We start from the raw sequence: 9,310 nt of genomic DNA on the forward strand, positions 1-9,310 counted from the left end.
CGATTGTCATTGCAGCTCTAGTTACAGCACACTTAGATCTCCAACTGGGAACGTGGCCTCAGAAGGTGCAAGATCGGGCCTTATGGCTGCGGTTGACCGATCGAAGTATCAATGGCCCAATTCGATTAGTAACGCTGCTAGGGCTATTTTCGATGATGTTTATGGCTGTCGATCGGTTTTGGGTACCTTTAGATAAAACGCTAGGTAAGTTATTGATTCCATTAGGTCAAAACTCGCTATATGTCTACATTATTCATGTGCCTTTGACTTTAATTTGGTTTATGATTCCAGGCTTGATTCAAGGCAGTACTTGGTTAGTCAGTTTAGCTCAAGCGATCGCGATCGGTTTGTGTTGGTTGATGGTGAAAAAAGAGATTCTGTTTAAAGTTATTCCTCGATAACGATAAAAATACATGACTCTGCAAGATCTAATTTCACTTGATGGAAAGCTGGAGTTGTACGCGCAAGATGGTCGCTTTTTAGGATTACTATCAAGCGATCGACACGATCCTAACTCGATTATAAATCTGAAGACATATGGCAATTCACACAACATTAATAGTATTTACTACAAACATGGCATCTATGGTGGTCGATATGGATTGCATAGTCCTTACAACTACTGTTGTCTATATCCGCCCACGCTCATCTTACAACAACAATACATGGCACTAATTAGTAAAAATAAACATATTTTGGATCGGAACTTAACCATTATCGATCCAGATGCGATGCTTGCTATTTATACCAACTTATCCAGCTCAATATTATGTTAACTACACCTCGCTCATTTAACCTGCGCTGGCAAGCTGCTATGTGTGTCGCGATCGGTTTAACTGGTTTCGGCGTAACCCAACTGCTAACTTGGCAGGAAGCTAGTGTATTGCCAGTACCCGTACACCGCAGCGTACCACTCACGGGAGAAGATCTTCAACTCGCCCGTAATGCTTGGAAATATTTTGAAACTAACCGCCTACCGACAGGACTCGTCTCGTCTGCGGCTAAATTCCCTGCCACAACGATGTGGGATGTTGCTAGTCAGTTTGCCGGGATGACGGCAGCGCGGGAAATGGATTTGCTCTCGGCGGCGGAATTCGATCGCTGGATGGCTCAAGCTTTAGGTTCTCTGGCTAAAATGCCGCTATACAAAGGCGAGTTACCGAATAAAGCCTATAATGCTGCCACACTTCAACCAGTCAACTATGGCAAGTTAGATAAAACCGAGGAAATTGGCTTTTCAGCGATCGATCTGGGCAGATTGGCACTGTGGCTGGATATTATCGCTCATCGCTATCCCCAACACAAAGCAGCTTGTCAAGCCGTTACAGCTAGATGGAAACTCACCCGCCTCGAAAGTAAGGGCAGTTTAATGGGCGTACATCTCAACAAGGGAAAAGAAGAATGGAATCAAGAAGGGCGACTGGGTTACGAACAGTATGCCGCTTACGGCATGAAGAAATTAGGCGTTGTTGCGACAAATGCCCTCAACCCCAAAGCAAATGAGAAAAATGTGGATGTGATGGGGGTACAAATTCCCGCCGATACCCGCACTACCTACCACAACTATGTCACCAGCGAACCTTACGTTTTGGATGGGTTAGAGACTGGATTTAAGGCGTTACCTGTCGAATATGCGGGACGCGTATTGCAAGCGCAAACCCGCCGCGCGCAGGCTACCGGACATTTTACCGCATGGTCGGAAGACAATCTCGATCGAGAACCTTGGTTTGTCTATAACAATGTCCATGTGGATGGTCAAAATTGGAAAAGTTTGACTCCATCCGGCAAGGATGGCGATAAATTTAGCACCAGCAGCACCAAAACAGCGGTGTCTTGGCAGATGTTATTTCGCAACCGCTACACCGAACGCAATTATAAAGCTCTACGGTGGCTCGCAGACCCCGCAAGGGGCGTATTTGGCGGGGTGTATGAGAATACTCAAGAAATCAATCGATCGCTCACGCTCAATACTAACGGTCAAATTTTAGAAGCAATCCTCTATAGTCATATTGGTTCGATTCCCTTGGAGGACTGGGCGCATGGGCAGAAATAAGGACGGGGGGACTGGGGGACTGGGGGACTGGGAGACTGGGAGATGCAGAAATCGATGCGTTGTAAATGATTTCTCGGCTCGGCAACGCCAAAAATCTCGTTCGCGTAGCGTCTTTGAAAGAGACTCGATCCGCACGTCTAAATATATGGCTGGATACTTATTGGGGTTAGTAATTACTGGTATTTGCTTGCTGGGTACTCAGCCGCCAATCGCTAATTCATTACCGCAACCAACTGGATCTACGACAGCACAAAATTCCCCATCTCAACCTAGAAAGTTGCCCAAAGTTGTCTTTTTTGGCTCTAGTAGTACTGTGGGATTCGGGACGACTAGAGGTGACAGACGGTGGACAACATTGCTATCGCGATATCTGGGTTGGGAAGAGATTAACGAAGGATTATCTGGCTCTACAGTTTCCACTGCTCTGCGTGGTAAAGAACTTGCATCGGTACCATCGGGACTAGAACGCTGGCGAGAAAATGTACTATCGCGTAAGCCCGATCGGGTGATAATCCTTTATGGTGTCAATGATGCGTTTCGGCGGATTACCTTGGGAACTGCGACGCAGCCAGGTACATACAGTGGCGATTTAACAAAAATGCTGACGGGGATGGCGCAAGAATTTCAGCCACACCAACTCATTATCAGCAGCTCCCAACCCAATCAGGCAACACTCGATCGCCGTCAAGATTACGATCGCATTTTACAAGCAACGACCAGCCAAATCGGTGGTTATTTTATCGATGCTGGCAAAGAAGCCTTTCCACCCTCAGATCTGGCTGACTATTCAGCAGATGGCTTGCATTTAAATAATTTGGGTCATGCGGTATTTGCCTCCTATATGGCAAACAAAATGGTCGATTTGGGATTAGAACCAGCACCCCCACAAGCTCAGGGCGGTAATTTCAGTCAAAATCCGATCCAATCGTTACCTGGCGGTTTTTTCTATATCGATCTCCATCATCCCTTAACTTTTGGTCGAGTCAGATCGATCGAAACTAAATGGGTAGCCCCTGGGCGGGCGCGGATTGCGATCGTGCGTCCCGATGGGCGGGGCGGCTATGAAGCCATCTATCGAACTTCGATTTTTAATGTCACCCCTGGTACTGCTCAGATTGAGGTACCGAACTGGTGGGTATTGGATGACGACAGGTTGGCGGTCTGGACTGAGGGTAATTGTTTGGGTGGTTATGAACTTCCACCCAATAGTAGCGGTCATCTTGCAGTCCCTCAAGGTAATCTCATTCGAGACATTCCCGCCAGTCGCGGTCATTTAGCTCCCCAATCTTTGGCAATTCGCACCATTCTCTAAAGGGGCGGATGGGTGGGAGTGTGAGAGTGTATGAGTGTGGGAGTGTAGGAGTTTTGATGGGTAAATGCCAGCGTCTTCGACTCATCCACCCATCCACCCCTCTACCGCTCCACTGACACCATTGGTGCCTTCAACTGCGATCCAGCGATCGGTAGACGTTTTGGTACCAAGGGTAAAGTCAGATAAACGGTTGTTTCTTCTTCATCAGGACTCGACAATAAGAATACGCCGTCATAATTATTGACGAGCTTCTTGACAATTTTTAAACCTATTTGCAATTCTCGCTCTTCATAGGTTGATGAATTTACTTGAATCGATTTTGTCATTTGAATCATCGAAATATCTGCCCCATCTCTTAGATAATTTGACAACGAAAAATGAAAGACATCATCGATAACTTCGCCGTAGATTCTCGTGCGACTGTTCGGATTGGCATTACTCAATATATATTCTATTAATTCGTTGCACACCCACTGAAAATGATTGCTATTTACTGCTAATTGGGCATCATCGATTTCACAAATTATATTCTTAGGCAGTGCTAATCCTTTAAATCGGTTCATCAAGCTTTGCTTGACAATCGATTTGGGAATTGAGGCATCGCCATAATTAGATTCTGGTTTTTCAACTACTAGTTGTAAATAAAACCAAAATTTCTCCATTAACTTGCGTAATTGTAGGGTAGATCGATTATTCTGTCCCACAATATGAAGAATAGCTGCCGGACTTAGCTGTTCGACATTCTTAGTCAGATGCTCGTTTGTTTCTAAAATGACATTCAAAGGGATATCGAATTCACGGGAAAATTCGGCGGCTAAATCTAAGCGGATTTCATTTAAGTTATTAGCTAAAGAATGAATATTGTGCCGCTGAAGCTTGGAAAAAGATTGAATTCGATCGTGCTGTTTTTTGATCCGTAGCATCGAGCTGACTCTCGCACGTAGCTCGGTGCCATTCACTGGTTTATTCACAAAATCATCGGCACCTGCGGCCAGACAACGAGCCAAATCTTCCTTGCTAGATAAAGCTGTCACCATGACGATCGGTACCGCTTGCCATTTAGACATTGCCTTAATCTGTTTGCATACTTCCATGCCATTGAGACCGGGCATCATTACATCCAATAATATGACATCAGGATCGAATTTTTCCAGCGAGGCGATCGCCTGTTCGCCGCTAATAGCATAATGTAACTGATAACTTTCCTCTGGCAGCAGTGATTGGATTACATCAAAGTTATTGGGTTCATCATCAACAATGAGGATGGAATAAGTATTCATTGGAAATTACTTGCTTGTATATCCTCATAGAATGCCCAAATCGATAACTAAATTAACTGTCTCTACTAGAAATTTTGCCTAATCTTTAGACACAAGCTATTTACTACCAGAAGTGTTGTGGACAAATATGCGATCGCTCGTTTGATATTTAATTGCACCTAACTACTTAAAAGCAGTTTCTAGGGCACGAGCACGCGATCTAGCAGCACGCTCGACTGAATTTTGGCAATTTTGAGTTGAAGTCAGGGTACTCTAACAAAGAGCATCCTTTGGGTCAACAAATGCCAAATCCTCTAGCACTCCTTAGTCAATCCACGCCGAACTTTGTATTGGGATCGTCACTGTGGCAGAGACTCGTCTATCCACCCCTGACGATTTCCCCCGATCGGACTGTGAGGGAGGCGATCTCTCTGATGAAGGGGATTCGGATCGTTGGTGATGCCAGCAAAACTACCAGTCAACCAGACAAATTAGATATCCAAGTGCGATCGAGCTGTGTCGCGATTGTTGAGCGCGGACGACCGATCGGCATCCTGACAGAACGAGATGTAGTCAGGCTCTGTGCCGATCGGCAGGATGTGGGCAATCTAGCGATCCGCGACGTGATGAGCACAAATATCGTCACCCTCAATGCCGCAGATTTTACCGATATATCTGTCTCGATCGATCTACTCGATCGCCACCAGCTTCGCCATTTATTAGTGGTGGACGATGACAATTGTCTATTAGGACTAGTCACTCGCGAAAGCCTTCAAGATCTTCTCACTGAAGCTTTAAATACCAAGGTAGCGCAATTAGAAGCAGAAAAAGTCCAACGGCTGGAACATTGCATTATCGAGCGATCGGCGCAAGTTGAAGAACAATCGACCCAATTACAAGAACGGGAAGCTCAACTCCAGGAATCGCAACAATTTTTGCAAACTGTCATTGAGACTTTCCCACTTGCCGTATTTTGGAAGGATCGAGAATCTCGTTATTTAGGTTGTAACTACAATTTCGCCCAAGATGCCAATTTAAACTCACCTTCAGAAATTGTCGGCAAAACTGACTACGATCTCTCTTGGGGGGCGATTGAAGGCGATGCTTACCGCGCCGACGATCTTCAGACGATCTCATCAGGCACCACAAAATTGGGAATTATCGAGACTCAGACATTTGTAGATGGTAGCTCGCGCTGGGTCGAGACTAACAAAGTACCATTGCGTAATTGTAATGGTGAGACGATCGGGGTACTCGGAAGTTACCAAGACATTACCGATCGCAAACAAACAGAAGCACAACTATCCAGACTATCGGAACGGTTGTTACTATCACTCAAATCTGGATCGGTAGGTTGTTGGGAGTGGGATATTATCCGAGATCTGCTGGTTTGGGACGATCGGATGTACGAACTATATGGCGGCAAAAGCTCTCAGCGAGACCCCGAAATTAGTGAGGCTTACGCTACCTGGGTCGAAACTATCCATCCAGACGATCGCTCTGCGACTGAAGATCTCTTGGCGCAAGCTCTGTTGGGACAGGCAGAATTCGATACCGAATTTCGAGTTATTCATCCCGATCGGAGCATTCATTCTATCAAAGCCTATGGGCTGGTACAACGGGATGAGCGAGATCGACCATGTAGCATGACGGGGATTAACTTTGATATCACCGCCGCCAAGCACGACGAAGTGATGCGCCAGCAGAACGAACAAATGGTGCTGCAACAAGTCGAACGGGAATCGGTACTGCGAGAAATTACCCAACGGATTCGTAAATCTCTAGATCTCAAGACTATTTTTGAGACTTCCGTGCGGGAGATCCGGCAATTTATAGAAACCGATCGAGTGGCAATCTTTGAATTTAATTCCGATTGCCACTTCGATAAGGGTGAATTTGTTGCTGAATCGATAGCTCCTAGTTTTCAACCGATTTTAGGCGTAAAAATCGACGATCCTGGTTTTGGTGAAAGACTAGCGCATTTTTATCAAAAAGGTCGGATTAATGTACTCGAAGATATTCAGGCGGCTGGACTGCAAGATTTTGAGATCGAGGTTTTAACTAAATTTCAGGTGCAAGCAAGTTTGGTCGTACCATTGCTCAATGGCAACATTTTGTGGGGTTTGCTCTGTATCCATCATTGCTCGGCAGATCGATCTTGGCAGCAGAGTGAAATTAATTTTGTCAAACAGATTGCCGAACAGATCGGCATTGGCATTCAACAAGCGACCCTCTATGAAAAAGTCCAGTTAGAACTAGAAATCCGCTGGCGGGCAGAAGAAGCGATCGCACTCCAACTCAGACAGCAGCAGACACTAGGCGCACTCGCCCAGCAAATCCGCAATTCGTTGAACGTAGCAGAAATCCTCGCTACAGCAACAGAGCAAATTAAAGAATTGATGATGGTCGATCGGGCGAGTATTTTTCAAGTATTTCCCAACGGCCATCTCCGTGCCGTCGAAGAAGTTGTCTCACCAGAATATCCCCGCGCGATCGACAGAAATTGGGACAATGAATATTTAAGCAATGAAGAATTTGAATTTTACTTAAATGGGAACCCAAATGTGGTGTTCGATCTCCAGCAAGATCCCCGATCGGCATCTATCCAAGCATACGTAAACCACATTGGTGCCAAGTCGAAGATTGTCGTACCGATTTTACTGCTATTTGGCAATAGTGCAACCGATCGCGAGGTCGAGACCTGGGATGAGCCGCATTTATGGGGCTTACTCAGCGTCCATGCTTGCGGCACTCATCGTCGTTGGCAGGATGCCGAAGTCAAATTAGTTCAACAAATTGCCGACCAGCTCGCGCTGGCAATTCATCAAGCAAGTTTATTTGAGAAGTTACAACAAGAATTGACCGAACGACAGCAAGCAGAGACAAAATTGCTCGAAAGCAATCAACAACTTGCCGTCTCCAACCAAGAACTTGCCCGCGCCACCCGGCTCAAAGATGAGTTTTTGGCAAGCATGAGTCACGAACTTCGCACTCCGCTCAATGCCATTTTGGGTCTGGCTGAAAGCTTGCAAGATGGAGTCTGTGGTTCTATTAATGAGCAACAACAAAAGTCGATTGTCACGATCGAAAAAAGCGGCCAACACCTACTGGCTTTAATCAATGATATCCTCGATCTTTCTAAGATTGAAGCCAATAAATTCGATCTTGAATTGACAGATGTATCGATTCAATCTTTATGTCAAAATAGTCTGCTATTTATCAAAGAACTCGCCCATAAGCGGCAAATTCGAGTTCAGACTCAACTGCCCGAATCGCTCAAACATCTCAATATTCGTGTAGACGATCTCCGCTTTCGTCAAGTCCTGATCAATTTGCTCAGTAATGCGGTCAAATTCACTCCTGAAGGGGGTAGTATTACCTTGGATGTACGGGTGGTAGATGGGAAGATGGGTGGAGGGGTAGAGGGGAAAATGGATGAATGGGGAAATATACCATTGGAGCCAGATGACCTGACCTCACTCGAACACAACAACTCCTCAGCACAAACACTACACCGGATCGCCTTCTCGATTATCGATACAGGAATCGGGATTGCTCCTGAGAATATGGATAAACTGTTTCAATCCTTTGTCCAGATTGATAGCAGTCTCAGTCGCCAGTATGCCGGAACGGGGCTGGGACTAGCATTGGCCAAACGGATTGTCGAAATGCACGGCGGGACGGTTTCCGTCCAGAGTGAAGTTAATCGGGGCAGTTGTTTTACGATTTGTCTACCGTTGGAGCTAAGTACAGAGATTGCGCTGACCCCATCAGCTCCCCTCGGATATCCGCTCTCCACAAATCCCACTCTTGAGGAAAATCCACAAGTTAAGCCTCAAATCTCGATTTTGTTGGTGGAAGACAACGAGGGTAATATTGAAACCATGACTACTTATCTTCAAAGTCGTGGCTATCGAATAGTTGTAGCTGAAAATGGACTACAAGCGATTTCCATGATGGAAGACTGCGGCAGAGATCTGGCTCGGTTACAATATCCTGACATTATTTTGATGGACATTCAGATACCAGGAGTTGACGGTTTTGAGGCAACGGAGCGCATTCGGCGGCTCCCGGAGTGTGCGGCTATCCCCATCATTGCCTTGACAGCTCTAGCCATGCCCAACGATCGTCAAAAATGCTTAGATGCTGGAGTCGATCGATATATGACCAAACCTGTCAAACTCAGCCAACTTGTAGCGACGATCGAAACATTACTAAATGCCAGATAATTTGCCCGACCAGAGTAAATTAAGCGGCTATGTATAAGACTTTAATTATTGAAGATCCAAAAGTCAATCTCCACCAAAAAAAGAAGTACATCGATCGCACAACGCAGCCGTCAAAAAACTTCAGAGTTAGCAATTCAATGTTGTAGGGAATACTAGTATTAAACTCTCGATCGAATGCTCCCCCAGCCACATAGTCCTAGTAAGAACGTGATTCATGAATAATTCTCACAGCTCAAGCCAATCACAACCGGAAGATTCGATCGATATGGCAGCAAATCTACTGGTGGGAACCAACGATCGCAATCTAGCCGAAATTCAACTGGAATTGCAAAATGCGTTGTTAGCAAAAGTTGCGAATAACGAGCCATTAGTCAATATCCTCAATCTGACGATCGATGCTGTCGAAAAAATCCTGCATGGCGCGATTTGCTCGGTCTTATTGTTGGATTCAGACAAT

The 9,310-nt window shown here is 45.6% G+C and carries 7 protein-coding genes; 6 read left to right on the forward strand and 1 reads right to left on the reverse strand.

Annotated features, from left to right (window positions below; translation table 11 throughout):
- The 4 genes from opgC to RMO79_RS00670 all read left to right on the forward strand — a co-directional run.
- On the forward strand, positions 1–401 hold a 401-nt coding region (opgC, locus tag RMO79_RS00655; protein ID WP_310481114.1), incomplete at its 5' end, for an OpgC domain-containing protein.
- Positions 402–413: 12 nt separating this feature from the next.
- Complete coding sequence (locus RMO79_RS00660; RefSeq protein WP_310481115.1) at positions 414–776, forward strand: hypothetical protein; 363 nt, start codon at positions 414–416, stop codon at positions 774–776.
- Positions 770–2,053: a DUF3131 domain-containing protein gene (locus RMO79_RS00665; RefSeq protein WP_310481116.1), complete on the forward strand. Its 1,284-nt coding sequence runs from the start codon at positions 770–772 to the stop codon at positions 2,051–2,053. The genes RMO79_RS00660 and RMO79_RS00665 overlap by 7 nt, the downstream gene beginning before the upstream one ends.
- A 145-nt stretch (positions 2,054–2,198) precedes the next feature.
- Positions 2,199–3,365, forward strand: a complete 1,167-nt coding sequence (locus RMO79_RS00670) for an SGNH/GDSL hydrolase family protein (RefSeq protein ID WP_310481117.1) — start codon at positions 2,199–2,201, stop codon at positions 3,363–3,365.
- Between the two features lie 101 nt (positions 3,366–3,466).
- Here the strand turns inward: RMO79_RS00670 and RMO79_RS00675 are convergent, their stop codons facing one another.
- Positions 3,467–4,645 carry a response regulator gene (locus RMO79_RS00675; RefSeq protein ID WP_310481118.1) on the reverse strand — a complete coding sequence of 393 codons (1,179 nt, stop codon included), beginning with the start codon at positions 4,643–4,645 and terminating at the stop codon, positions 3,467–3,469.
- 281 nt (positions 4,646–4,926) lie between these two features.
- Between RMO79_RS00675 and RMO79_RS00680 the strand changes: the two genes are divergently transcribed.
- Both RMO79_RS00680 and RMO79_RS00685 read left to right on the forward strand, forming a co-directional pair.
- Positions 4,927–8,853, forward strand: coding sequence for a GAF domain-containing protein (locus tag RMO79_RS00680; RefSeq protein ID WP_310481119.1), 3,927 nt, complete (start codon positions 4,927–4,929; stop codon positions 8,851–8,853).
- Between the two features lie 214 nt (positions 8,854–9,067).
- The coding region (locus tag RMO79_RS00685) for a hypothetical protein (RefSeq protein ID WP_310481120.1) at positions 9,068–9,310 on the forward strand (243 nt) is incomplete at its 3' end.

It is taken from the genome of Chamaesiphon sp. VAR_48_metabat_403, assembly GCF_031422475.1.
Classification (GTDB): Bacteria; Cyanobacteriota; Cyanobacteriia; order Cyanobacteriales; family Chamaesiphonaceae; genus Chamaesiphon.

Excerpts from the sequence above, each read along its gene's own strand:
- RMO79_RS00660 (WP_310481115.1), top strand. The coding sequence starts at position 414 with ATGACTCTGCAAGATCTAATTTCACTTGATGGAAAGCTGGAGTTGTAC.
- RMO79_RS00665 (WP_310481116.1), top strand. The coding sequence starts at position 770 with ATGTTAACTACACCTCGCTCATTTAACCTGCGCTGGCAAGCTGCTATG.
- RMO79_RS00670 (WP_310481117.1), top strand. The coding sequence starts at position 2,199 with ATGGCTGGATACTTATTGGGGTTAGTAATTACTGGTATTTGCTTGCTG.
- RMO79_RS00675 (WP_310481118.1), bottom strand. The coding sequence starts at position 4,645 with ATGAATACTTATTCCATCCTCATTGTTGATGATGAACCCAATAACTTT.
- RMO79_RS00680 (WP_310481119.1), top strand. The coding sequence starts at position 4,927 with ATGCCAAATCCTCTAGCACTCCTTAGTCAATCCACGCCGAACTTTGTA.